Below are 23744 nucleotides of genomic sequence, written 5' to 3'. Positions count from 1 at the left end.
TGGGTGCATGATTTTCGCACAATCGCCAAGGTATAGGATTGAAGGAACTGTAATAGACCGGGATACACGTGAGCCGTTGGAGTTTGTCAATGTGCTGGTTATGGGTGTGGGTGTCGGTGCAGCAACCGATGCCGACGGACATTTTATTATCGGAGAAGTGCCGCCGGGTATTTATTCCCTTCAGGCTTCCATGTTAGGGTATAAGACAATCGTAACAGCTGAATATCGGGTAAATCATCGTACACCTCATATCTGGATCGAGATGGAAAAAGAAGGTGCACAGCTTTCCGAGGTGACCGTTACGGCTTCCCCTTTTCAACGGGAGGCTGAGAGTCCGGTCAGCTTGCGGGTAATCGGTATGCAGGAAATAGAAAAGGCTCCTGGCGCCAACCGTGACATATCACGTGTGGTACAGAATTATCCGGGAGTAGCGTTTTCGCCTGTTGGGTACCGTAATGACTTGATTGTACGTGGAGGAGGTCCTTCGGAAAACCGTTTCTTTTTGGATGGGATAGAAATACCCAATATCAATCATTTCAGTACGCAAGGGGCATCGGGTGGCCCTGTGGGTTTGATTGATGCGGATCTGATACGGAATGTAAAGTTTTATAGTGGCGCTTTTCCGGCAAATCGGGGAAATGCCTTGAGTTCGGTGCTTGATTTTCGTTTGCGTGATGGGGATATGGAGCATAATTCTGTAAAGGCAACGTTGGGAGCTTCGGAAGTTTCACTGACTTCTAACGGGCATTGGGGCGACAAGACTTCGTATGTAGTGTCGGTGCGCCAGTCGTATTTACAGATGTTGTTCAAACTATTGGGCTTACCTTTTCTTCCGGCATATACAGATGCTTCTTTCAAGTTGAAAACCCGGTTCGATGCTCATAACGAACTTACAGTCTTAGGCTTGGGCGGTATAGACCGGATGAGGTTGAACTTGGACATCAATGGGGAGGATGCCGAATATCTCTTGAGCTATTTGCCTAAGATAGAGCAGGAGACTTATACCGTAGGAGGGGTGTATCGGCATTATGCCGGTTCCCACGTTCAGTCGGTGACTTTGAGCCATAGCTACCTGAACAACCGGAATTTAAAATACCGGGACAATGATGAGAGCAGTGAAGATAATCTGATGTTACGTTTGCGCTCGGTAGAGCAGGAAACCCGGTTCCGGTTGGAAAACACGTCACGATGGAATGTGTGGAAGCTGAACGCCGGAGTAGAGCTGAGTTATTTGCAATATACTAATACGACCTATCAACAGGTTTTTACCGATGCTGCACATTTGTACGATTATCGTACCGATTTGGGGATATTCCGTTGGGGAGTATATGCTTCTATGGACTATACGGCTCCCGACGAGCGTTTTACGGCTTCGTTGGGTGTGCGTGCCGATGCCAATAATTATAGTGATAAGATGAAGAAACTGGACCGGCAGCTGTCTCCACGCTTGTCTGTATCATGGAGACTGGCAGAGGGCTTGTTTTTAAGCGGGCATACGGGACTGTATTACCAACTCCCGCAATATACAGCATTGGGCTTCAAGGATGAGTATGGACGATATGCAAATCGTCATTTGAATTATACTTCGGTATCGCAGACCAGTGCCGGACTGACTTGGCATCCGAATGAGACGGTGGAAGTGTCGGCAGAAGGATTTTATAAATTGTATAAGGACATGCCATTGTCTGTAGCCGATGGTATCCCTTTGTCGTGTAAGGGAAATGATTACGGGGTTATTGGAAATGAGGCTCTTGTTTCAGATGCTGAAGGACGTTCGTATGGTGTAGAGGTGATGTTTAAATGGTTGCTTGTCCAGCGTTTGAACTTGTCTTCTTCGCTCACTGTATTTAAAAGTGAGTTCCGTAAAAACAATCAAGATACTTATGTGCCTTCAGCATGGGATAATCGGTTTATATTCAATGTGAGCGGGACATATAATTTCCCTAAACAATGGAGCGTGGGTATGAAAGTATGTTGTATAGGAGGGTCGCCTTATACACCTTATGATGTGGAGAAATCATCGTTAGTAACGGCTTGGAATGCACAAGGCAAGGCGTATTATGATTACAGCCGGTATAATACAGGGCGTCTTCCTGCTTTTGGCCAATTGGATGTTCGGGTCGACAAGATGTTTTATTGGAAGAAATGTATGTTTGGCATTTATCTTGATATTCAGAATATAACGGCAAGTAAGCTGCGCCAGCCCGATGTCTTGATGAGCATCGGGGAAATAGAAAATCCTTCTGCTTCACTGGCCGAACAGCGTTATGTGATGAAGTCCATCAAACAGGAAAGTGGAACCTTGCTTCCCACTATTGGCATTACTTTCGAGTATTGATGCTTTTTTGCCCATCACAGATTACACACACATGGTAGGATAATTCCTTTTTATAGTCTGTGTAATCTGTGGTGAGTGGAATTCAGGAGTATTTCTCCCCGAATTTCATTTCTACATCGTTGATAAATTTGCGCATGGCATCTTGGTCATCTTTCTTGCAAATGAGCAATGCATTGTCGCTTGCGGCAACCAAATAACCTTCCAGACCTTGAATAACGGCCAATTGCCCTTCTGGTATGGAAATAATGTTGTCCTTGCAATTATATAATAAGGTGTTACTATGAATGATGACATTCTGGTGGGTGTCTTTGGGAGATGCATCATACAAAGATTCCCATGTACCTAAATCTGCCCAGCCGAAGTCACATAGTTGTACGTATACGTTGTTGGCTTTTTCCATAATGCTGTAATCAATGGAAATGTTGGGGCAGGAGGTAAAGTCTGGTTTGTCACATTCAACGCGCGGACATATTTCTGCCATGATTTCATGGAAAGCTTTCAGAATCGTATTGACGTGCCATACGAAAATGCCGGAGTTCCAATAAAACTCGTCACTTTGGATGAATATTTCGGCAAACTCCCGTGCAGGTTTTTCGATGAAAGTCTTTACTTTATAGAAATCTCCTTCTTTCTCTTCATCTATCTGGATATAACCGTATCCTGTATCCGGACGATTGGGTTTGATGCCCAATGTTACCAGAATATCGTTCTTCGATGCAAAGTCCAATCCTTTCAAGATGGCTTCTTTAAATTCTTCAAACTTCAGAATAAGATGGTCCGAAGGTGCTACCACGATAGTCGCGTTCGGGTTAACTTGCTGGATGATGTGCGAAGCGTATGCAATGGAAGGGGCTGTGTTGCGCCTTTCTTCTTCTACAATCAACTGTTCTTCTGGAAGCTCCGGAAGTAATTCGCACACCAGCTGCTTGTAATCTTTGTGTGTTGTAATGTAAATGTTTGTCGGTGGAATGATTTGTTTGTAACGGTCGAATGTCTGTTGCAATAAAGTTTGGCCTGTTCCGAAGAAATCCAAGAATTGTTTGGGCAGATTTTTCCTGCTGTACGGCCAAAACCGTCTTCCCATTCCTCCGGCCATAATGATACAATAGTAGTTGTTGTTCATGATAATCAGGATGGCTTTAAAAGTTTATGCTAAGATAGCAGATTATTTTGAATAAACCACTCGATACGCTTCTAAATAGTGTTAGACAAATTTTTTTTCACTTTTTTATTCATATCCTTTGTAATTTCAAAAGATTTGTCTATCTTTGCACCGCAATTCAACGGAATGCCCAGATGGCGGAATCGGTAGACGCGCTGGTCTCAAACACCAGTGGAGTAAAATCCATCCCGGTTCGACCCCGGGTCTGGGTACATCAAATCCCTGATAGTCGAAAGATTATCAGGGGTTTTTCTTTTTATTGGGCGTACTAAAAGTGTATTTTGTAAACCAAAAGGATTCTGTAGAAATTTACAAAATTAAGAAATGGATGATGAGAAAAAGCGTAGGTGTATATCATCGTCTGCAATGCTAAGAGCCACATGCCTGACATTTCAAACATAGAATTTCTCAATTCTTTATCAGAAAACAATACTCTTGGATTGATTGAGCTTGCTTACGGCTTGTGGAACTATGATTCCTTTTAGCATAAGGGAAGCTGCATAGTGAAGCATTTCCGGAGCACATTCCGCGAGTCGTGCATTGTATAGCAATTCCGTAAATGAACGGAGAAAAATATCCGTATCCAAGCTTGCCTGGATGCGGTGGGTTGACTGGCATGCTGCAATACTTTTTTTCAGTTCGTCCCACCATATTTGGTTAATAGCAAGGTATATCCCTTGATAATGCCGATAGATATCCAACCAGAAAATGCATTCCCCTTTATACAGGTTCTCTATGTATGCCTTGCATGTTTCCCAAAGGCATGCCAACGGATCGGGATTATTGTATGCTATGAGCTGAAACCGGTTTTGCATACGACCTGAATAGGCTTCCAGGCAAGTGTTTATCAAATTGTCTTTGGTTGCAAATACTTGATATATGGTACGTTTGGACACGTTTGTGTGCCGGGCTATGATGTCCATACGTACAGCGCGGATACCATATTGTTTGACCGATTGTGAAGTAAAGGCTATAATTCTTTTACGTGTATGCTCATCCATAATTGTATATCAATGGTAACTCTTGTTTTCAGGATAAAGCAATCGGACGGGAAATACTGCGCATGGATATGTTAATAAACCTGAATCCAATTATTGTTTGTTATGAGACATATTGCTTCTAGGGTTGGGATGGAAACTCAATTTGCAAAATGAGTTTTCTTTGTGAAAAGGGGAGTCTAATGATTTGACTTCCAGCAATGAAACATTGTTTAACAATTGAGCCGTGCAAGATTTAAGGCGCTTTTGCATTTACTGCGCGAAACGATTGCAAGGAAGTCGTAGATAAACTGTATTAATTAATTTTTAAACCGTAGAAAAATGAAAAAAGTAATTAAACCTGTACGAGTTTTTGTTTCAATGTTATTAATGGGATGTTGTGCTATAAGCTTCTCGGCTTGCAGCGATGATGAAAACACTCCACAGGTACCCGATGAAGTGACAACAGATGCCATGTTCGGCGATTATACGGGTAAAGTGGTAATGAGCAGTGTCAATCCGCTGGAAGGAGAAGATACCGGAGAAGGTGAAGAGACTCCTGCCGGAACCGATGTTTCTGCCAGTGTGGCCGATGATACCATTAGTTTTACCAATTTCCCCATTAAAGACATTGTACTTTCGGTTGTCGGAGATGAAGCATTGGCAGACCAAATTGTAGAAGCAGTAGGTGATGTCAATTATAAAATCGGGTACGAACCGACACTGACTGCCAATAAGGATAGTGTGGTATTTGTCATGCATCCCGAATCCTTGAAATTATCCGTGACCCTTCCTTCATCTACCGAAGAAGAAGCTCAGCCTTTGCTGGTAGAAGTAAAAGTTGAGGCTGGCAATACTGCTGCTTATGCTGTAGAATCCGGCAATATGAAGTTCGATTTTCATGCTGCAGAAATCTTGTTGGGCGAAAGCGAAGGTCAGACATCACTTCCCGGTTTTAAAGGGATGAGTTTTGATTTTGACATGAATCAGAGCAAGCTGGCCCATCATGGCTTTTAACAATAGCTTTTCTTCTGTTGATTGACCTGTCTTTTGTTTTGCCACACTGTTTTCTTAATAGACTTTCATCAGAAAACAGTGTGGCATTTCTTTTTATGAATGCCGCCTTTACATACGATACCATCGACTGGTGGAGATACTTGCATGTTCTTGCGCACTTATGTGCGTAGACCTATGCATATAGGTGCGTTTTAGTGGGTACTTTTTTTACATCGTATGATTTATTTCCGTATTTTTGGTCTTTCAAATAAAAAAGTCTCAAATATCATGAACGGAAAACGTATCGGAGAAATCGATTACCTGAAGTGTGTCTGCATCTTGCTGATGATAGCCTTCCACCTGGTGTTCTTCAGTGAAAAATATCCGTTGGCGAAGCAATGGGTATACACGTTTCACATGCCGGTATTCTTGATTTTGTCGGGGTACCTGATGCAAATTGAGAAACGGCCAAGTGAATTCCTAAGGGCGATGGCATGGATATTTGTCCCTTACATGGTGATGGAAACGGGATATGTGGCGATGTCGGCGGTGCTTCCTGTCCGTGATAAGGTGGATTGCCTGAGTGTAGGACTGATGCTGGAGAAATTATTCCTTCATCCGATGGGACCCTATTGGTATCTGCATACCTACCTGTTGTGCGGGCTAATATATTATGGTGTATTTCATTGGGCAGAGAAGATGAGGCTTGTGTCTCGTTTGGTCGTATTAGGTACGGGATATGCCGTTCTGGCAGATGCCTGTCAACTTGTGTCATTACCCAATGCCTTGTATTTCCTGGCTGGAGTTGCTTTGCGCCGTTCGGGCATGACATTTACATCTTTTTTCTGTCCTTCTGTATGGGCATTGGTCCCTTTGGTGTGGCTGAGTGCTGATATGGCGAATCTGAATCGTTTCACTTTGGGGGGTGTTGCCATTGTGTACCTTGTGGCGAGTGTACTCTTGAGCCTCTATACGGTTATACCTGCTGGTATCAGGCGTGTTTCCGACTATGTAGGGAGGCATACGCTGGTATTGTTGGTCTTCTCTCCTGTGTTTACTATGCTTTCGAAAGGATTGGTACCATTGTTTATGTTCGACGAAACCGGTTTTTGTTTTCTTTTCGTGGCGATGATATTAACGGTGACAGGCTCATTTGGTATAGCTTGGTGTATTGATCGTGTGGGAGTTTCTCCCTATTTTTGGGGGAAGAAGCAGATGCTCCAGCCTTTTCATCCGAAATGACAATTTGGCACGATGTGGGTTCTGGCATTTCTTTTGTAGAAACTCATAATGTATTTATCTCTTGCATTTAATAATTTAAAAATAATACGACTATGATTTCAGAAAAATTACAAAACGCGATGAACGAACAGATCACAGCAGAAATGTGGTCTTCTAACCTGTATCTTTCTATGTCTTTCTATTTGCAGAAAGAAGGTTTCGATGGCTTTGCCAACTGGATGCGTAAACAATCGCAAGAAGAGTTGCAACATGCATACGATTTGGCAGACTATATCGCAAAACGCGGCGGTGCTGCCAAAGTAGACAAAATCGATGTCGTTCCGCAAGGCTGGGGTAGCGTATTGGAAGTATTCGAACATGTGTACAACCACGAATGTCACGTATCTGAGTTGATTGACAATCTGGTAAATGTAGCTTCGGCAGAAAAAGACAAAGCTTCTCAGGATTTCTTGTGGGGCTATGTCCGCGAACAAGTGGAAGAAGAAGCTACCGCACAGGGTATTGTCGACAAATTGAAAAAATGTAACGACTATGCCGGTGTTCTTTATCTGAATGACAAACTGGGCGCACGCGAATAAGTCCGTGTTGACAAATGAACGGCACAGGGGCATGGAGACACAGAGGTAATGGACTTTCGGTGCCTTTATGCCCCTTGTCTTTATAATGCGTGATACGTTATGAAGATGTCCGACCTATGCTTGCGGATATGGAATTGGTGTTGCCGGTTCCGGCACCGGTGCGGGTATGGTGTACATTCACCTTCCGATTTTTTTCTGATTACATCGGTCATTTATGAAAAGATGCCTTATTATGCTTTTCAGCTTTTGCACTATAGCCGGGAGGATGAGAAAGACCAACTGTTCCATTATCGTGAAAAAACCGACCGGTTGCTGTTCCGGTTGGTCAATTATCTGCAGCCGGCATCAATGCTAGAAATAGGGACAGGGTGCGGACTGGATACTCGCTATATGGCAGAGGCAAAGCATGTCCCTCTCTTTACGATTGATGAGGAAAGACAAGACAAGGCAAGAATAAAACATGTCCTTTCTGCGTATCCGTTAGTGGATTACCGGACAGGAAATGTACTCCGCTTGCTTGACGAGGCATTGACAGGCAGACCGTTTGCTGACCTGATACACATCGGACATACACCTTATTATAAAGAAGCATTTGAGCGGTTGCTGCCTATGGTTACCGACCGTACGTGCATCATTGTAGGCGCACCGTATGCTACTCGTGAGAAAAAACGATGGTGGAAGCAGACGATTGCAGATACCCGTACGGGAGTCACATTCGATTTGTATGACATCGGTTTGGTTTTCTTTGATAAGAAACGGGTGAAAGAACATCGTATTGTCAATTTTCTTTAACTTAATACAACAGAGATGCTATGAAGAAAAGTATGGTCTATACGCGTACAGGCGATGATGGAACGACTTCGTTGATAGGAGGTGTACGAGTTCCGAAAACGCATATTCGACTTGAAGCATACGGCACTGTTGATGAGCTCAATGCGCAGATAGGGTGTCTGGTCTCGCAGATGGAAGAAGGTACAGACAAATCTTTGTTGCAATTCGTGCAACATAAACTTTTCGTTTTGGGAGCTTATTTGGCGACAGAGACTTCGAAGACTGATTTGTCGCCTGTATCTCAGATTACGGATGAAAACATTACCCGGCTGGAAGAAGCTATTGATACCTTAGATGCTTCTCTGCCTCCGCTTCGTGGGTTTATCTTGCCTGGCGGTTCGTATACAGCTTCTGCCTGTCATGTATGCCGTACGGTATGTCGTCGTGCAGAACGTTGTATTTTGGCGCTGGAAGAAGCAGAAACAGGTTTTGAGATAGCCAGAAATGTGAAACAGTTTGTCAATCGTTTATCGGATTATTTGTTTGTTCTATCACGAAAGTTAAATCAATTAACACACCATGATGAAATTTATTGGGATAAGAGTTGCAAATGACATAAATTGTTATACTTTTGTGCCCCGATAATGTGAATGTAAAACTTTATAAACTGAAATACTATGTATTGGACATTGGAATTGGCCTCAAAATTGGAAGATGCACCATGGCCTGCTACAAAAGATGAGCTGATTGATTACGCAATGCGTTCGGGTGCTCCTATGGAAGTGATTGAAAATTTACAGGAAATGGAAGATGAAGGCGAAATCTACGAAAGTATCGAAGACATTTGGCCCGATTATCCTAGCAAAGAAGATTTCTTCTTCAACGAGGACGAGTATTGATGAGTTTGATATGAATATCAGCAGTTTACTTGTACAAGTGTAGTAAAAACATGTACTTATACTTTGAACGGTATGCAATTGTACATTTTCATGGAATACATACTTCCGGTGTCATTCCTGTTGACAGTGTCACGCTGACAAGTAAGACAGGGTCTTTTCGCAATATGGCTGCATCCTTGTAAGATTATTAATCTTACAGCGTGAAGATTAATAATCTTACAAGCAAGGCAGCTATGGCTGGCATATTGAAGTTGAATGCAGGTATTCATTTTTTAACGGGTGTGCCGAAATGCACACCCTTATTTTTGCCTTTGTTGAATATAGGTAAACAAAGAAAAATATATCTTTGTAGCAGATAGTTTGTACATATGAAAAGATTATCCTCCGAAACACTTGCTTTTATTCATGCACATTGGGGAGATGATGTGCGTGCTTTGGCGCTTCAAGCGAAGAAATATCCCGAGGTGGATATGCTTGAAGCTGCTGTCCAGATTGCTGGCAGACAGGTTGCCGAAAGGAAAATTCCTTCTTGGGCAAAGGTGGAATCAGTGCGTTATCCTTCCCATTTATCGATGGAACAATGCTCTTCTGAACTAACGGCACGCTATAAAGCATCGCTTATAAATGGAGAAACATTTGCCGACCTGACGGGAGGGTTAGGCGTAGATTGTTCGTTCATTTCTCAAAGATTCCGGAAGGCAGATTATGTAGAACGTCAGAATTCATTGTGTGAGTTAGCTGTTCATAACTTTGCAGCATTAGGACTGCGACATATTCATGTTCATTGTGCGGATGGTGTATCTTATTTGTCGCAAATGACACCTGTAGACTGTCTGTTTCTGGATCCTGCCCGAAGAGACAGTTATGGAAGCAAGACTGTAGCAATATCTGATTGTGAACCCGATATAGGGATACTCGAACCGGTATTGGTGGAAAAAGGGCGGAAGGTAATGATTAAGTTATCACCTATGCTGGATATAGCTAAAGCTCTTCAGGTGTTGAAACACATCACGCAAATTCACATTGTGGCTGTTCATAACGAGTGTAAAGAGTTAATAATTCTGTTAGAAAAGTCTGTTGAAAAGTCGGATTGTATTGGTTCTGAGGTGTGTATATATTGTAAACAGATTGTTGATAACTTGTTGATACCACCTTTTGTATTTACGCTTTCCGAAGAGAGAAATGCGATGTGTGAGTATGCTGACAAGGTGGAAACTTATCTGTATGAACCAGGAGTGACTTTGCTGAAAGCAGGTGCTTACCGATTGTTGGCTTTGCGTTACGGTGTGAAAAAACTGCATCCCAACAGCCATCTGTATACCTCCGACCATCAAGTGGATTTCCCAGGTCGTCAGTTTCAAGTAGAAGCCGTTTCTGGGTTCGGGAAAAAAGAGTTGAAAACCTTGTTGGGGGGAGTAGAGAAAGCAAATCTGACAGTGCGCAATTTCCCCGCTTCGGTAACAGAGTTGCGGAAGAAACTAAAATTGAAAGAGGGTGGCGAAATATATCTGTTTGCCACTACATTAAAGGATGAGGAACGGGTATTAATAAAGTGTTCAAAAATATGACCGCCCGTATGAACAGGCATAAGCAACTGTTTTGAATTTCCTACAAAAAGTTTTTCTTGGCTTGATGTGTTCGTTTCGTGTGTGCACGATAAATTCAAAACAGGTCCTAAATATCTGTGTTCATTTGCGCAAACAAATTGTATTTACATACGGACAGTCGTATTTCTATTTTCTTTCAACTTCGTTTTGCCTTGAAAGCCAAAGCATACATGCGCATTTGCTTTACCATGGCAAGCAGCCCGTTACTGCGGGTTGGCGAAAGGTGTTCTTTCAGTCCAATCCGGTCAATGAAATAAAGGTCAGCATCCAGAATTTCATCAGGTGTATGCCCCGAAACCACCTTTATCAACAAGGCGATAATGCCTTTCACTATCAAAGCATCGCTTTCTGCCTGAAATATGATTTTCCCGTCTATAAAGTCTGCCTGTAACCACACGCGGCTTTGGCAACCATCTATCAGGTTTTGTTCGGTTTTATATTGTTCGTCAAGGGGGGGCTGTTCGCTGCCCAGATCGATAAGCAACTGATATTTGTCCATCCAGTCATCGAAGTTGCTGAACTCGTCGATAACCTCGTCTTGTAGTTCGTTGATTGTTTTCATATTGAGTTATTTTTTATTTCTCATTATAAATTACATTCATTACGGTTTCTCCCACAGCCTGCAAGGTTGCCTTATCAATGCAGTCCATGTTGTCTGCCACTGTGTGCCAGGTAGGGTGGAAGCCTGTTTCGCTGTGTGGGTCATAACCGATGATATCCACACACGGGATTTGGCGGAGCCGGTTCACGTATATGTGGTCGTCTGTCACGTTGCCGCCGTTTTCTTTGATGAAGAACTGTTTATGCCCCAGTCGGTGTGCTGTATCCCAAATTTTCTTCATTGGTGAATTTGCCGTTTGACTGGAATATTGTTCGTAATAGAAAGTTGCGCCTTTGCCTCCCACCATATCCAGAAGGATGCCGAAACGTGCCTTGTAATCAGGTACATGTGGTACACGTCCCCAATATTGAGAACCCAGGCACCATGTGTCTTGCTTGTAATCGCCCTCATAAAATTCAGGGATACCATAGTCTTCCGCATCAAAGAACACGATGTCGATGCCGATAGCTGGAGCCTGTTGTTGTAAGTGACGGGCGATTTCCAGCAGTACACCTACACCACTGGCACCATCGTTGGCACCATCGATGGGAGTATGGTAATGTGCTTCCTGACCGGCATCGGCATAAGGACGGCTGTCCCAGTGGGCGCACAGCAGGACGCGCTTCTTGGTGTCAAGGTTGTACGAACCGATGATATTGTGCATCTTCAGTACTTTTCCATCGTATGAAATGACATCGCCAAACTGGTTATACACCGTAGCTCCGAAGTCGCGCAGTTGTTGTGAAAGGTATCCGCCACACTTGCGGTGGGCTTCAGTATTCGGCACACGTGGACCGAATGCCACTTGTTTCTGAATGTACAGGTAAGCACTGTCGGCATTAAATTCAGGTACTTGCACGTTATTTTCCTGGTTTGTCTCTTTTTCCGAGGTATTTTTATTCTTACTGCTCCCACATGCAGCGAGGCAGATCGACAACAACAGGAAGAAGCCACAAAGGAAGATGTTTGGTTTCATTATATGCATTTTTTATTGAGTTTAATGGAGTATCACTTATCACTTAAATCTTCAATCCGTCTAATATGGCGATATAGGTATGAATGGCTTCTTCTATCTCACTGACCATTACATACTCGTCTGCCGTGTGCGAACGTGACGATTTGCCCGGTCCTATCTTGACGGAAGGAAAGTGCATCAATGCCTGATCGGAAAGTGTAGGCGAACCGAATGGTATCTTTCCCAGTTCGACGGCACGCTTCACGAACGGATGTTCAGTATCAATGTGCGAAGAGTTGAGACGGAACGAACGTGCTTTTGCTTCGCAATGGATATGAGTGGTGATTTCGTTAAACAATTCTTCGTTCGAATAGCATTCGTTACTCCGGATATCCACTACGAAAGAACATAGGTCGGGAATGACATTGTGCTGTGTACCAGCATTGATTTGAGTGACACTCATTTTTACTGGTCCCAATAATGGAGATACTTTGGAAAAACGGTAATCTCTGAACCATTCGATATCCTCCAATACCTTATAAATTGCATTTTCTCCTTCTTCGCGTGCAGCATGTCCGGCTTTACCATGAGCCGTAACATCGAGTACCATCAGGCCCTTTTCTGCTACAGCAGGTTGCATGTCGGTAGGTTCGCCCACTATCCCCAGTGCAATGGGAGGCAGTTGCGGTAGTACACTTTCAATACCTCCTTTACCCGACACTTCTTCTTCGCATGAGGCAAGGAATATCAGGTTATAGCTTTGAGTGGTGGTAGTCAGGTAACGATATGCCTGAAAGAGTGAAACCACGCTGGCACCGGCATCGTTGCTTCCCAACCCATACAGCTTCCCGTTTTCCAGTTTTGCAGTGAAAGGTTGTTTTCGCCAACCGTTTACAGGTCTGACTGTATCAATATGTGAGTTTAGCAGGATGGTGGGACGGTTAACGTCGAACATCGGGCTGATACACCAGATATTGTTTCCCGAGCGTCCGGTCATGATGCCGCTTTCCTCGATGTAATTTTGCAGGAAATCGGCAGCCGCTTCTTCTTCCCGACTTATGGAAGGGATTCCGATGAGGGAATTCAGTAGCGTAAGTGCTTCCGAAGTGTAATAATTAGTATCCGATAACATAAGATTCTTTTGTTTTGCCAGCAAAGATACTTCATTTATTCAAATTAAACCCTATCTTTGCAGGTAGCGATTACAAAATAAATAAAATTTAAATGAGTGAATCTTATTTGTCTACACTGATTGAACGGCAGGCCGGGAAATACGGCGTACGTGCAGCTCTGAAATACCGTGACTACAAACAAGGTGTATGGATTCCGGTTTCGTGGAATCAGTTTGCCGGAAAGGTAAAGAAAGTGGCTCGTGCCTTGGTGGCTTTAGGTGTTGAGGTACAGGAAAATGTAGGTGTGTTCTCTCAGAACATGCCTGAATGTCTCTATACTGATTTCGGGGCATTCAAAAGCCGCATAGTTACTATTCCGCTGTATGCCACCAGCTCGGAATCGCAAGTGCATTATATCGTAGAAGATGCCTCCATCCGCTATTTGTTTGTGGGCGAACAATATCAATATGATGTGGCCTATCGGGTGCAGCAGCTTTGCAAGACTCTGAAGCGAATCATCATTTTCAGTCCCGATGTAATGCGGGTAGCAGAAGATACTCATTCTATTTATTATGACGATTTCCTCCAGTTGGGTGAGGCAAACGAACTGCAGGCAGAAGTAGACCGGCGCACGGGGGCTGCAGTGTCGACTGACCTTGCTAACATTCTTTACACTTCAGGTACTACGGGCGAATCGAAGGGAGTGATGTTGCATCATTCATGTTATGAGGCAGCTTTCCAAGCGCATAACAAGGTATTGCTTACCTTGACCGACCAGGATGTGGTGATGAATTTTCTACCTTTTACGCACGTGTTCGAACGTGCGTGGTCGTATTACTGCCTGACAAAGGGTTGCATGCTCTGCATCAACCTTTATCCGCAAGATATACAGATGACTATTAAGGAAATTCGTCCTACGGCAATGTGCAGTGTGCCACGTTTTTGGGAAAAAGTATATGCAGGTGTCCATGAAAAGATAAACGAAGCTTCGGGGCTAAAGAAAAGCCTGATGCTGGATGCGCTTAAGACAGGACGCGAACACAACATCGATTATCTGATGAACGGTAAGACACCTCCTCCGATGTTACATCTGAAATACAAGTTTTACGAAAAGACGATTTACAGTGTACTGAAAAAGACCATCGGTATCGAACGGGGCAATTTCTTTCCCACTGCCGGAGCAGCGGTGTCAAAGCAAATAGAAGAATTCGTCCATTCAGTAGGCGTCAACATGGTAGTAGGATACGGGTTGACTGAAACTACGGCCACTGTTTCGTTGGGATGGATGGACGACTTCCGCACGGGTTCCGTGGGACGGCTTATTCCCGGACTTGAGCTGAAGTTCGGCGAGGATGGTGAGATATTGCTTCGAGGCGAGACCGTGACAAAGGGATATTACAAGAAAGAAGCCCTGACTCGCAAGGTAATCAGCGAAGACGGATGGTTTCATACGGGGGATGCCGGTTATATGAAAGATGGTTTCTTATACCTTACCGATCGGATAAAGGACTTGTTCAAGACATCAAACGGTAAATATATCGCCCCTCAGGCGATAGAAACCAAACTGGTGGTAGACCGGTACATTGATCAGGTGTCTATCATAGCAGACCAACGCAAGTTCGTCTCTGCACTGATTGTGCCCGAATACAAACAGGTGGAAAAGTATGCCCAAGACCATCACATTGCTTATGCCGACCGTGCGGACCTGTTGAAGAAACCCGAAATCATTGCCTTGTTCCAGATGCGTATCGATACGTTACAGCAGGAATTTGCCCATTACGAACAAATCAAGAAGTTCACCTTATTGCCCGAACCATTCAGTTTGGAAAAAGGTGAATTGACCAATACCCTGAAAATCAAACGTCCGGTATTGATGAAAAATTATGCGAATGAAATCAACAAAATGTATGAAGAGTGATTTTCTTGTTTCCTAATTTTTACACTAACGTAAAAATGGCTAATTTTGCAAGTTGAATAAGGAGTAGTAAACATATGATAACAACAGACCAACTAAAAGACATAAAAGAACGTACAGAAGCACTGAACCGTTATCTGGATATTGATAACAAGAAAATGCAGGTAGAGGAAGAACAACTTCGCACACAAGTGCCTGGATTTTGGGACGATGCGAAAAAGGCAGAGGCTCAGATGAAGAAAGTAAAGGCTTTGCAGGCATGGATTGACGGATATAATGAAGTAAAAACTTTGGCAGATGAACTGGAACTGGCTTTTGATTTTTATAAAGATGAACTGGTGACAGAAGCCGAAGTAGATGAGGCTTATGCCAAGGCGGTTAAGGCGGTGGAAGAATTGGAACTGAAAAATATGCTCCGTTCTGAAGCAGACCAGATGGACTGTGTACTGAAAATTAACTCGGGTGCCGGAGGTACAGAAAGCCAAGATTGGGCATCCATGTTAATGCGTATGTATATGCGCTGGACAGAAAGTCATGGTTATAAGTTGTCGGTCGCTAACTTGCAGGAAGGTGATGAGGCTGGTATCAAGACGGTTACAATGAATATTGAAGGGGCGTATGCATACGGTTACCTGAAAGGAGAAAACGGAGTACATCGTCTGGTACGTGTTTCGCCTTACAATGCACAAGGCAAGCGAATGACTTCTTTTGCTTCTGTATTTGTCACTCCATTGGTAGATGATTCGATTGAAGTGACTGTAGAACCCGCCCGTTTATCCTGGGATACGTTCCGGAGTGGCGGTGCCGGTGGCCAGAACGTCAACAAGGTAGAATCGGGGGTACGCTTGCGTTACCAATACAAAGATCCGTATACGGGTGAGGAAGAAGAAATCCTGATTGAAAACACCGAAACGCGCGACCAGCCTAAAAACAAGGAGAACGCCATGCGTCAGTTGCGTTCTATCTTGTATGATAAAGAGTTGCAACACCGTATGGAAGAACAGGCAAAGGTAGAAGCTGGAAAGAAGAAGATTGAATGGGGCTCACAGATACGCAGCTATGTATTCGACGACCGTCGTGTGAAAGACCATCGCACCAATTACCAGACTTCGGATGTCAACGGGGTAATGGATGGGAAAATAGACGGTTTTATCAAAGCCTATCTGATGGAATTCTCGGACAGCGAGGCATGAATCAATTAACAAGTCGGCAAGGTTTTCATAAAAACCTGAACCTTGCCGGTTTATTAAAATCATAACCAATCTAAAACATAAAACACTATGGGAACAAAACGTAACAAAAAACCGGTACATGGCAACCGGGAAGAAGAAAAAGCCAATCGCCTTATCAAGTATATGTGTATCGTACTGGTGCTGCTGGCTATTCTGATGATTGTCGCTTTTTCGGTCATGTAAACTTCTTCAGCCATGTCGCAAGAAATAGAACGCAAATTTTTGGTGACTGACGATTCTTACCGCCGCTTGGCTCGTGCAAAAAGCCGTATCGAACAAGGCTATATATGTAGTGCGCGAGGCAAGACGGTAAGAGTCCGCATCCGCGACAATAAAGGTTACCTTACTATCAAAGGACCTTCTAACGCCGCAGGTACCAGCCGATATGAGTGGGAACAAGAAATCCCCTTGGCTGATGCCGAAGAATTGATGAAATTGTGTGAGCCGGGACGCATCGAGAAATACCGTTATCTAGCCGATTATGCCGGACATGTGTTCGAAGTAGACGAGTTTCACGGAGAAAACGAAGGACTGGTAATTGCTGAAGTAGAACTTTGTTCGGAAACCGAATCGGTGGAACTGCCAGCCTTTATCGGTAAGGAAGTGACTGGTCAGACCCGATATTACAATTCATTTCTGATGAAGCAGCCTTATACTACTTGGAAAGATGGAGGAGAAAAAACAGATGATACCTCCTGTGAACTGATAGAAAAGGGGGTAAAAACTATCCGTTGATAGATTTTAACCGGTGGAATACCGGATTTTAGGAGGTCCCGGGTTGTTTTTCGGGCTAATATTGCAGTGTCGATAGAGACAGACATATATTAACCCGAATAAACAACAAGTAAATGAGAACAGCTAATTTTGCTCAGAATCTACTGAGCGTACAAACCGAATTACGTCACTTCGCCTATAAGCTTACAGCAGACCGTGAAGATGCCAATGACCTGCTGCAGGAAACCTCGCTAAAGGTATTGGATAATGAAGACAAGTATACCGATGAAACTAATTTCAAGGGATGGGTTTATACCATCATGCGTAATATTTTTATCAATAATTACCGTAAGACACAACGTGACCAGACTTATGTTGACCAGACTGATAATCTGTTTTACCTAAATAAAAACGAAAGTGATGAGCCTGTAACGGTAGATAACGGATACGACTTGAAGGAAATGAACAGTATCGTTAATGCCTTACCTCAAGAATACCGTATTCCGTTCCTGATGTATGTATCGGGATTCAAATACCGAGAGATAGCTGATAAAATGGATTTGCCACTAGGAACAATAAAGAGCCGCATTCATTCTACCCGTCAACGATTGCAGGAAGAACTGAAAGATTTCCGATAACACCTCAGAATGCCGCAATGAATTGCCAGATGAAATATCCACAAAGTATCAGCTTGACTGCGGTGCCGAACAGAAAACCTGCCAAAGACCCTAAGCCCGATTTCAAAGCGTGCTTCAGGTCTTTGTCGCCGAGCAATTCACCGGCAACAGCCCCTACAAAAGGTCCGGCAAGGATGCCCCAAGGAGGAAAAAACAAGCCTATCACTGTTCCCACGATACATCCCCAGTTTCCCCATTTGGTCCCGCCTGCATACTTGCTTCCCAACATAGGTATAATATAGTCGAGCAATTGAACGATAAGCACCAGTACAGCCCATACAATCAATTGGGTAGGAGTGAATTGCATACGGGTAGTAAAATGAAAGCATAGCATGCCGATATATGCCAGTGGTGGACCGGGAAGTATTGGTAACACACAACCTAAAAAGCCTGTTATCAGACAGATGACACCAATGATAATCAGCAATATATCCATAATAAAGTTCTGTTGTTGATTATATATTTGTCAAACCGGTTTATTCATATTTTTCTGAATTATCCGTCGTGTGACATACCAGCTGAACAGACAACCGAACAACACACCGGTACAGTTTGCTGCAAAATCAAGCCAGTCGCCACTGCGGTCGGAGGTGCAAGTCGCTTGTAGAATTTCGACAATGCCGCTCATCAGTATTGGAAAACAGATACCGACCAGTATCAGCTGATGCCAATGGATACGGGAGTGCCGGCGCAGGTATTCGAACCAGATGATAACAGTCAGCCCCCCATACATGCAGAGATGCACCAATTTGTCGAAATTGGTGATTTCATCCATCTCGGTTTTCGGTGGAGTGAAAAAAGACAGGTAGCAGATCGCAATTATAATGAAGATAGATAGCGGATAGTGTTTCATCATATAATTTATTCATATTTTCCGCGAAAATACAAACTTTTTCGTACATTTGCCGAACTTGAACTTTAAAATGTAAACAGAAAGGACAGAATGTATGCAAAATAGTGAGCGTGTCGGTTTCGCAAGCAAGTTGGGTGCCATCTTGGCTGCGGCAGGTTCGGCGGTAGGTTTAGGAAATGTGTGGCGTTTTCCTTACGAGACAGGGAACCATGGAGGTGCTGCCTTCATACTTATTTATTTGGGGTGTGTGTTCCTTTTTGGATTACCCATCATGATCGCTGAATTTACTATCGGACGGCGTGCCAAGGCAAGTACGGGTGAAGCATTCAAGAAACTGGCTCCCGGAACCGCATGGAAGTATGTAGGATATATGGGAGTATTGACTGGATTCCTTATCTTAGGCTATTATTCGGTAGTATCTGGTTGGACGCTGGAATATATATTCCAGTCTGCAACGGGTAATCTGCTTGGCAAGTCCGCAGACGACTTTGTAGCAATGTTCAATGAATTTTCTCAGAATCCTTGGCGTCCGCTGATCTGGCTGGTAGTGTTTGTGGCGTTGACTCATATTATTGTGGTTAAGGGCGTACAGGCTGGTATTGAGCGTGCTTCGAAAATTATGATGCCGATGCTGTTCATTTTGATTGTGCTGCTTGCGGTGTGTGCTGTGATGTTACCGGGTGCAGTAAAGGGATTGGAGTTCCTGCTTAAGCCCGATTTCAGTAAAATTACTTCCGATGCAGTTTTAGGAGCTATGGGACAGGCCTTTTTTTCGCTCAGCCTCGGTATGGGATGCCTTTCGACGTATGCTTCTTATTTCAATCGTGACACCCGGCTAGGATATACAGCTATGAGTGTATGTGTCATTGGTACGTGCATTTCCATATTATCGGGATTCATTATCTTTCCGGCTGCTTTTTCAGTAGGAATCCAACCCGATGCCGGTCCTTCACTTATTTTCATTACCCTGCCTAATGTATTTCAACAAGCTTTTGGAGCAGTTCCATTATTTGCTTGTATCAGTGCGATACTGTTTTACATTCTTTTGGCACTGGCAGCACTTACCTCTACCATTTCACTTCATGAAGTTCCCACTGCTTTCCTGCACGAGAAATTCGGATTTACGCGCAGCCGCGCAGCGTGGCTGGTAACAACAGGTAGTTTGATTATCGGTGTGGTTTCATCGCTGGCATTGGGTGATTGGAATGATGTGCGGATAGCTGGTATGAACCTGTTTGATGCACTGGATTTTCTTACGGCAAAAATTATGTTACCTGTAGCAGGCATGTTTGTCGCTATCTTTGTGTCGTGGAAATTGGATCAGAAGAAGGTACGTGAGGAAGTGACTAATTGGGGGACATTGCGTGCTCCTTATTATCCGCTGCTTATCTTCTTGCTGCGCTATCTTACTCCTATCGGCATTTTGTTGGTTTTTGTCAACGAACTGGGTTGGCTATAGGTCTTATTCGTAATGTGGAAACATTTTTTTTACTTCAGCAAAGCCGACCGGCGTGCCATTGTGATGTTGTTGGCGGTACTGATACTTCTTGTGGGCGGCAATTTATGGTTGAAAGAAAAACAAGGTAAAGCATTATTGCCTTCGGCTACAGATAATGAATCTGTAGACTCTTTTCTGGCAAACGTCCGTAAGAAAGAACGCTTGCACCGACGTTCATCGCCTATGCATTCTAGCCCTACGGTAACAGTTTTATTTCCTTTTGACCCTAATACTGCGGATTCGACAACTCTTAGTGATTTGGGACTATCTGATTTCGTCATAAGCAATATCCTAAAATACCGTGCGAAAGGTGGTATATTCCGCACTCCCGAAGCTTTTAGACGAATATATGGCTTGACATCGGAACAATATGAAGCGCTGCATCCTTACGTTCGTATCGGAATACATAATCGGTTGCGCAGACAAGACACGGCTATGAGCCGGTCAGCAACAGTGTTTCGCGATAGTACTACGCTTTATCCGGTAACGGTTAAATATGTTGAAGGTACAGTAATTGATTTGAATATGGCCGATACGGTTATGTTGAAACATATACCAGGTATCGGTAGTGGACTGGCACGGATGATTGTAGCTTACCGCAACCGTCTTGGAGGCTTTCACGCCGTGAGCCAGTTACAGGAAATTCCTTACATTGATACTTTGGTGAACCGTTGGTTCCGGATAACAACTCCTCCTTTCCGGAAGTTAAGAGTTAACCATTCCAGCCTTGACCGTCTGCGCTCGCATCCCTATATGGATTTTTACAAGGCAAAAGCCATCATCGAATATCGCCGTAAACGTGGGAATTTGAAAGATATAGCACAATTATCCCTTTTTGAAGAGTTTAGCGAAGAAGATTTGAAGCGATTGATGCCTTATTTGTCGTTTGAGTAACCGAATCTCAGGTTTTAGAAGCTGTTTTGAATTTATCGTGCGATGATTTGGGATGAGTTTTTGAGGCATTTTCGCTTCTGTGATGAGGAAGATAGCGGGCTATCTGACGAAGAACAGGAGCGGAAAGGACCAAAAAATCGCCCAAAGCACACACGAAAACGGATACATCAAGCCAAGAAAAACTTTTTGGAGAAATTCAAAACAGCTTCTCAGCATGGCTTATGAATTAACAGTTATATACTATTGCAAAGGTAGTAATAAAAAGTAATTGTAAGTCATCATCAATTTTTTTTCAAATTTTTTCGCATTGTAACTTCCTGACTTTGTACAAAAGCGAGAAAAAGGTTACTATTAGCTATAAATGTAACTTCTTGACAAACAAAGCATAGCATGTTATCTTTGCATCAACAAACGACAACCGAAGGGTGGTTGGCGTATAATAATATGAACCTAATAAAAAAGCAGTACGATGAAACGAATTTCATTGAGCGGCATCTATGCCGCACGCAGAAGTGCACAGGGATATCTTTGCGCATCTCAGGAGAACAATAACCCGAGTGGAGCATGTGGTTCAGCTTGCGGAGCAGGCGACGGTGATACTAAACCCGAACCGAAACCTACAGCTTGCGGCTCTGCTTGTGGTGCAGGCGATAAATAAACGATATGACCTGCTATCCCCGGTGGGCAGAGGTTTCCACCGGGGCTTCCTGAAAGACATCTCAAAACGATAAAAATTATATAATTAATATGGAATATTTCGCTTTTCAATGGCATATCACCGACAGCTGCGACCAACGTTGCGAACACTGCTACATCTTCGCCGGAGGACATCCGAGACTGGTAGAGATGCCGTATGACCGGGCACAGCAGGTAGTGAATAACTGTGTGGAAATGTGCCGCCGTATGAAACGGCTGCCCTATTTCTACATTACAGGTGGTGACCCAATCCTGCACAGCCGGTTTTGGGATATTCTTGCGCTACTCAAGAACCGGGATATTCCCTTCACCATCCTCGGCAATCCGTTTCACCTGACTGATGAAGTCTGCATTCGCCTGAAAGCGTACGGATGCGACAAGTACCAGCTCTCCATCAACGGGATGCGTGAGACACACGATGCCATCCGTAAGCCCGGCTCATTTGATACGACCGTTGAGAAAATTGCGGTTATGCGCCGAGCCGGTATCCGTTGTGCCGTGATGACCACCGTATCGGGAACAAACATCCGGGAAATCCCTGACATCATCGATCTCGTGGTGGCGCATCATGTAGACATTTTCGCCTTCGGACGCTACTGTCCGACCAGCTTTGAGAAAAGCACTCACATCGAACCGCTGGAGTACCGGGATTTTCTGGAACGTATCTGGCAGAAATTCGAGCAATACAAAGACTGTGGCACTACGTTCAACCTCAAGGACCATCTTTGGACGCTTTTCCTGTATGAAAAGGGGCTGTTCAAGATTCCCGACGGACTGGACGATGATACGGTATACGATGGCTGCCATTGTGGGGATTGCCACATGACTATTCTTCCCACAGGTGGTGTGATGGCCTGCCGCCGTTTCGAGAGTCCGGTGGGCAATATCTTCCACGAGCACATCTACGATATCTACCACGGACAGAAAATGGACGCGTATCGGCAATACGAAAAATTCGAGAAATGTGCCCGTTGCGAACTGTTGCGTTTCTGCCGGGGATGTCCCAGCGTCGCCTACGGATATACGCACAACTTCTATGCACCCGACCCGCAATGTTGGAAAGAAATAAAGTAAAAAGAATTATGGATATACTCGAACTGATAAAATACCGCCGGAGCATCCGGCGCTATACGGACAAGCAAGTGCCGGAAGAAGACCTGCTGAAAGTACTCGAAGCCGGAGCATATGCTCCCAATGCCGGTGGAGGACAACGCAGCCGTTTCGTAGCCTGTCAAGACAAGGCACTCAATGATACCATTGGAAAACTTAATGCGGCTTGCCTCGACCGCTCAAGACTTGCAGGAAGTTTCGTGTCGAAAGAACAACCGTCGATTATCGATGACCCGTCCATCCGTTCCGGCTTCTACGGAGCACCGACCGTCATCACGATTTTCGGACCGAAGAACTTTCTCTACTCCGTGCCCGATGCCTTCTGTGCCGCGGAGAACATGGTGCTCGAAGCCACGGCACTCGGTCTCTCATCGTGCATTCTGGCGCGGGGCGAGGAGACATTCTCCGCTCCCGAAGGTAAAGAAATCCTACGAAACTAGGGCATACCCGACACAATGACCGCACGTTGTTTCGTAATTCTCGGCTACATCGATGGAGACTATCCTGCCTCGAAACCGCGTAAAGAAGGGCGATATATGATAATCAGATAAATATATTATTGCTGTCCGATAAAATTATGGAAGAGATATAAAATTAAGGCTGACTTCATTTGCGAGGTCAGCCCATTTGAGTTAGATTTCTGTCGCCAAACAAAAAATAATCTCCTTCCGTGCAAAAGTATTTCTTTTTATTTTGACAGGGACTTGAATGATTGGATTCTGTTTGGATTTCAGAAGCTGTTTTGAATTTATCGTGCGATGATTTGGGATGAGTTTTTGAGGCATTTTCGCTTCTGTAATGAGGAAGATAGCGGGCTATCTGACGAAGAACAGGAGCGAAAAGGACCAAAAAATCGCCCAAAGCACACACGGAAACGGATACATCAAGCCAAGAAAAACTTTTTGGAGAAATTCAAA

The 23744-nt window shown here is 44.0% G+C and carries 26 protein-coding genes and 1 tRNA gene; 20 read left to right on the top strand and 7 right to left on the bottom strand.

The genetic code is table 11. From position 1 onward, the window contains the following. Positions 1 to 7: 7 nt before the first annotated feature. Positions 8 to 2338 carry a TonB-dependent receptor gene (locus B5F25_RS14820; protein WP_239414023.1) on the top strand — a complete coding sequence of 777 codons (2331 nt, stop codon included), beginning with the start codon at positions 8 to 10 and terminating at the stop codon, positions 2336 to 2338. A gap of 82 nt (positions 2339 to 2420) precedes the next feature. Here the strand turns inward: B5F25_RS14820 and B5F25_RS14815 are convergent, their stop codons facing one another. Continuing rightward, on the bottom strand, positions 2421 to 3464 hold the full coding sequence (locus B5F25_RS14815) for a mannose-1-phosphate guanylyltransferase (protein ID WP_087210028.1): 1044 nt from the start codon (positions 3462 to 3464) through the stop codon (positions 2421 to 2423). Positions 3465 to 3628: 164 nt separating this feature from the next. Here B5F25_RS14815 and B5F25_RS14810 point away from each other — a divergent pair. Beyond that, positions 3629 to 3712 (top strand) — tRNA-Leu (locus B5F25_RS14810). 207 nt (positions 3713 to 3919) lie between these two features. Here B5F25_RS14810 and B5F25_RS14805 read toward each other — a convergent pair. Continuing rightward, positions 3920 to 4501: a TetR/AcrR family transcriptional regulator gene (locus B5F25_RS14805; RefSeq protein WP_087250437.1), complete on the bottom strand. Its 582-nt coding sequence runs from the start codon at positions 4499 to 4501 to the stop codon at positions 3920 to 3922. 318 nt (positions 4502 to 4819) lie between these two features. On the opposite strand from B5F25_RS14805, the gene B5F25_RS14800 reads away from it, so the two are divergent. The 7 genes from B5F25_RS14800 to B5F25_RS14770 all read left to right on the top strand — a co-directional run bounded on the left by B5F25_RS14800 (position 4820) and on the right by B5F25_RS14770 (position 10531). Then, on the top strand, positions 4820 to 5494 hold the full coding sequence (locus B5F25_RS14800; protein ID WP_087250435.1) for a DUF4840 domain-containing protein: 675 nt from the start codon (positions 4820 to 4822) through the stop codon (positions 5492 to 5494). A 267-nt stretch (positions 5495 to 5761) separates the two neighbouring features. Next, positions 5762 to 6715, top strand: a complete 954-nt coding sequence (locus B5F25_RS14795; protein ID WP_087250433.1) for an acyltransferase — start codon at positions 5762 to 5764, stop codon at positions 6713 to 6715. A 92-nt stretch (positions 6716 to 6807) separates the two neighbouring features. After that, entirely contained in the window at positions 6808 to 7293 is a 486-nt protein-coding gene (locus B5F25_RS14790) for a ferritin-like domain-containing protein (RefSeq protein ID WP_022039090.1), read from the top strand. 99 nt (positions 7294 to 7392) lie between these two features. Further along, positions 7393 to 8085 (top strand): hypothetical protein, encoded by a 693-nt coding sequence (locus tag B5F25_RS14785; protein ID WP_022039089.1) that lies wholly within the window; start codon positions 7393 to 7395, stop codon positions 8083 to 8085. A 20-nt stretch (positions 8086 to 8105) separates the two neighbouring features. Further along, positions 8106 to 8678, top strand: a complete 573-nt coding sequence (locus B5F25_RS14780) for a cob(I)yrinic acid a,c-diamide adenosyltransferase (RefSeq protein WP_087250431.1) — start codon at positions 8106 to 8108, stop codon at positions 8676 to 8678. A 63-nt stretch (positions 8679 to 8741) separates the two neighbouring features. Continuing rightward, positions 8742 to 8963, top strand: coding sequence for a DUF2795 domain-containing protein (locus tag B5F25_RS14775; RefSeq protein WP_013618052.1), 222 nt, complete (start codon positions 8742 to 8744; stop codon positions 8961 to 8963). A 368-nt stretch (positions 8964 to 9331) separates the two neighbouring features. Continuing rightward, positions 9332 to 10531, top strand: coding sequence for an SAM-dependent methyltransferase (locus B5F25_RS14770; RefSeq protein WP_087250430.1), 1200 nt, complete (start codon positions 9332 to 9334; stop codon positions 10529 to 10531). Between the two features lie 175 nt (positions 10532 to 10706). Here the strand turns inward: B5F25_RS14770 and B5F25_RS14765 are convergent, their stop codons facing one another. From B5F25_RS14765 to B5F25_RS14755, 3 genes are read right to left on the bottom strand one after another with little or no spacing between them, the layout of a single operon-like run. Further along, positions 10707 to 11132 (bottom strand): SufE family protein, encoded by a 426-nt coding sequence (locus B5F25_RS14765; RefSeq protein WP_022039126.1) that lies wholly within the window; start codon positions 11130 to 11132, stop codon positions 10707 to 10709. Between the two features lie 13 nt (positions 11133 to 11145). Continuing rightward, a complete protein-coding gene (locus tag B5F25_RS14760; RefSeq protein WP_087250428.1) occupies positions 11146 to 12147 on the bottom strand; it encodes a M28 family peptidase in 1002 nt (333 codons plus the stop codon). Positions 12148 to 12190: 43 nt separating this feature from the next. Continuing rightward, the gene (locus B5F25_RS14755; RefSeq protein WP_022039124.1) at positions 12191 to 13258 is read right to left on the bottom strand and encodes a M20 family metallo-hydrolase; all 1068 of its coding nucleotides are present in this window, start codon (positions 13256 to 13258) and stop codon (positions 12191 to 12193) included. A 92-nt stretch (positions 13259 to 13350) separates the two neighbouring features. Between B5F25_RS14755 and B5F25_RS14750 the strand changes: the two genes are divergently transcribed. The 5 genes from B5F25_RS14750 (at position 13351) to B5F25_RS14735 (ending at position 17737) form a co-directional block, all read left to right on the top strand. Then, on the top strand, positions 13351 to 15156 hold the full coding sequence (locus B5F25_RS14750) for a long-chain fatty acid--CoA ligase (protein ID WP_087250426.1): 1806 nt from the start codon (positions 13351 to 13353) through the stop codon (positions 15154 to 15156). 74 nt (positions 15157 to 15230) lie between these two features. Beyond that, positions 15231 to 16346, top strand: a complete 1116-nt coding sequence (gene prfB, locus B5F25_RS14745) for a peptide chain release factor 2 (RefSeq protein WP_022039122.1) — start codon at positions 15231 to 15233, stop codon at positions 16344 to 16346. Positions 16347 to 16433: 87 nt separating this feature from the next. Continuing rightward, entirely contained in the window at positions 16434 to 16568 is a 135-nt protein-coding gene (locus B5F25_RS22650) for a hypothetical protein (protein WP_022039121.1), read from the top strand. Between the two features lie 12 nt (positions 16569 to 16580). Next, the gene (locus B5F25_RS14740; RefSeq protein WP_022039120.1) at positions 16581 to 17120 is read left to right on the top strand and encodes a CYTH domain-containing protein; all 540 of its coding nucleotides are present in this window, start codon (positions 16581 to 16583) and stop codon (positions 17118 to 17120) included. Positions 17121 to 17233: 113 nt separating this feature from the next. Next, a complete protein-coding gene (locus B5F25_RS14735) occupies positions 17234 to 17737 on the top strand; it encodes an RNA polymerase sigma factor (protein ID WP_087207948.1) in 504 nt (167 codons plus the stop codon). Positions 17738 to 17741: 4 nt separating this feature from the next. Here B5F25_RS14735 and B5F25_RS14730 read toward each other — a convergent pair whose 3' ends face one another. Both B5F25_RS14730 and B5F25_RS14725 read right to left on the bottom strand, forming a co-directional pair. After that, positions 17742 to 18215, bottom strand: a complete 474-nt coding sequence (locus B5F25_RS14730) for a DUF456 domain-containing protein (protein WP_206423559.1) — start codon at positions 18213 to 18215, stop codon at positions 17742 to 17744. A 27-nt stretch (positions 18216 to 18242) separates the two neighbouring features. Further along, complete coding sequence (locus tag B5F25_RS14725) at positions 18243 to 18641, bottom strand: VanZ family protein (protein ID WP_087207952.1); 399 nt, start codon at positions 18639 to 18641, stop codon at positions 18243 to 18245. 82 nt (positions 18642 to 18723) lie between these two features. Here B5F25_RS14725 and B5F25_RS14720 point away from each other — a divergent pair, with 82 nt between their 5' ends. The 6 genes from B5F25_RS14720 (at position 18724) to B5F25_RS14695 (ending at position 23267) form a co-directional block, all read left to right on the top strand. Beyond that, positions 18724 to 20088 (top strand): sodium-dependent transporter, encoded by a 1365-nt coding sequence (locus B5F25_RS14720; RefSeq protein ID WP_022039116.1) that lies wholly within the window; start codon positions 18724 to 18726, stop codon positions 20086 to 20088. Between the two features lie 12 nt (positions 20089 to 20100). Further along, complete coding sequence (locus B5F25_RS14715; RefSeq protein WP_087250422.1) at positions 20101 to 21021, top strand: helix-hairpin-helix domain-containing protein; 921 nt, start codon at positions 20101 to 20103, stop codon at positions 21019 to 21021. Between the two features lie 42 nt (positions 21022 to 21063). Continuing rightward, complete coding sequence (locus tag B5F25_RS14710; RefSeq protein WP_162614428.1) at positions 21064 to 21246, top strand: hypothetical protein; 183 nt, start codon at positions 21064 to 21066, stop codon at positions 21244 to 21246. 244 nt (positions 21247 to 21490) lie between these two features. Beyond that, positions 21491 to 21679 carry an ACGX-repeat peptide gene (gene acgA / locus B5F25_RS22225; protein ID WP_206423557.1) on the top strand — a complete coding sequence of 63 codons (189 nt, stop codon included), beginning with the start codon at positions 21491 to 21493 and terminating at the stop codon, positions 21677 to 21679. A gap of 89 nt (positions 21680 to 21768) precedes the next feature. Continuing rightward, complete coding sequence (gene acgM / locus B5F25_RS14700; RefSeq protein WP_087250418.1) at positions 21769 to 22791, top strand: radical SAM/SPASM domain protein, ACGX system; 1023 nt, start codon at positions 21769 to 21771, stop codon at positions 22789 to 22791. Between the two features lie 8 nt (positions 22792 to 22799). Beyond that, positions 22800 to 23267, top strand: coding sequence for a nitroreductase family protein (locus B5F25_RS14695; protein WP_206423556.1), 468 nt, complete (start codon positions 22800 to 22802; stop codon positions 23265 to 23267). Positions 23268 to 23744: the final 477 nt, after the last annotated feature.

It is taken from the genome of Bacteroides sp. An19 (assembly GCF_002160215.1).
GTDB lineage: Bacteria > Bacteroidota > Bacteroidia > Bacteroidales > Bacteroidaceae > Phocaeicola > Phocaeicola intestinalis.
This window is presented reverse-complemented; position numbering and strand designations above follow the sequence as displayed.

Bases quoted from the DNA above. Each gene is read 5' to 3' on its own strand.
- B5F25_RS14770 (WP_087250430.1), top strand. From the start codon at position 9,332: ATGAAAAGATTATCCTCCGAAACACTTGCTTTTATTCATGCACATTGG.
- B5F25_RS14740 (WP_022039120.1), top strand. From the start codon at position 16,581: ATGTCGCAAGAAATAGAACGCAAATTTTTGGTGACTGACGATTCTTAC.
- B5F25_RS14820 (WP_239414023.1), top strand. From the start codon at position 8: ATGATTTTCGCACAATCGCCAAGGTATAGGATTGAAGGAACTGTAATA.
- B5F25_RS14800 (WP_087250435.1), top strand. From the start codon at position 4,820: ATGAAAAAAGTAATTAAACCTGTACGAGTTTTTGTTTCAATGTTATTA.
- B5F25_RS14805 (WP_087250437.1), bottom strand. From the start codon at position 4,501: ATGGATGAGCATACACGTAAAAGAATTATAGCCTTTACTTCACAATCG.
- B5F25_RS14785 (WP_022039089.1), top strand. From the start codon at position 7,393: ATGAAGATGTCCGACCTATGCTTGCGGATATGGAATTGGTGTTGCCGG.
- B5F25_RS14720 (WP_022039116.1), top strand. From the start codon at position 18,724: ATGCAAAATAGTGAGCGTGTCGGTTTCGCAAGCAAGTTGGGTGCCATC.
- B5F25_RS14750 (WP_087250426.1), top strand. From the start codon at position 13,351: ATGAGTGAATCTTATTTGTCTACACTGATTGAACGGCAGGCCGGGAAA.
- B5F25_RS14760 (WP_087250428.1), bottom strand. From the start codon at position 12,147: ATGAAACCAAACATCTTCCTTTGTGGCTTCTTCCTGTTGTTGTCGATC.
- B5F25_RS14780 (WP_087250431.1), top strand. From the start codon at position 8,106: ATGAAGAAAAGTATGGTCTATACGCGTACAGGCGATGATGGAACGACT.
- B5F25_RS14695 (WP_206423556.1), top strand. From the start codon at position 22,800: ATGGATATACTCGAACTGATAAAATACCGCCGGAGCATCCGGCGCTAT.
- acgA (WP_206423557.1), top strand. From the start codon at position 21,491: ATGAAACGAATTTCATTGAGCGGCATCTATGCCGCACGCAGAAGTGCA.
- B5F25_RS22650 (WP_022039121.1), top strand. From the start codon at position 16,434: ATGGGAACAAAACGTAACAAAAAACCGGTACATGGCAACCGGGAAGAA.
- B5F25_RS14795 (WP_087250433.1), top strand. From the start codon at position 5,762: ATGAACGGAAAACGTATCGGAGAAATCGATTACCTGAAGTGTGTCTGC.
- B5F25_RS14710 (WP_162614428.1), top strand. From the start codon at position 21,064: ATGATTTGGGATGAGTTTTTGAGGCATTTTCGCTTCTGTGATGAGGAA.
- prfB (WP_022039122.1), top strand. From the start codon at position 15,231: ATGATAACAACAGACCAACTAAAAGACATAAAAGAACGTACAGAAGCA.
- B5F25_RS14715 (WP_087250422.1), top strand. From the start codon at position 20,101: ATGTGGAAACATTTTTTTTACTTCAGCAAAGCCGACCGGCGTGCCATT.
- acgM (WP_087250418.1), top strand. From the start codon at position 21,769: ATGGAATATTTCGCTTTTCAATGGCATATCACCGACAGCTGCGACCAA.
- B5F25_RS14755 (WP_022039124.1), bottom strand. From the start codon at position 13,258: ATGTTATCGGATACTAATTATTACACTTCGGAAGCACTTACGCTACTG.
- B5F25_RS14765 (WP_022039126.1), bottom strand. From the start codon at position 11,132: ATGAAAACAATCAACGAACTACAAGACGAGGTTATCGACGAGTTCAGC.
- B5F25_RS14735 (WP_087207948.1), top strand. From the start codon at position 17,234: ATGAGAACAGCTAATTTTGCTCAGAATCTACTGAGCGTACAAACCGAA.
- B5F25_RS14775 (WP_013618052.1), top strand. From the start codon at position 8,742: ATGTATTGGACATTGGAATTGGCCTCAAAATTGGAAGATGCACCATGG.
- B5F25_RS14790 (WP_022039090.1), top strand. From the start codon at position 6,808: ATGATTTCAGAAAAATTACAAAACGCGATGAACGAACAGATCACAGCA.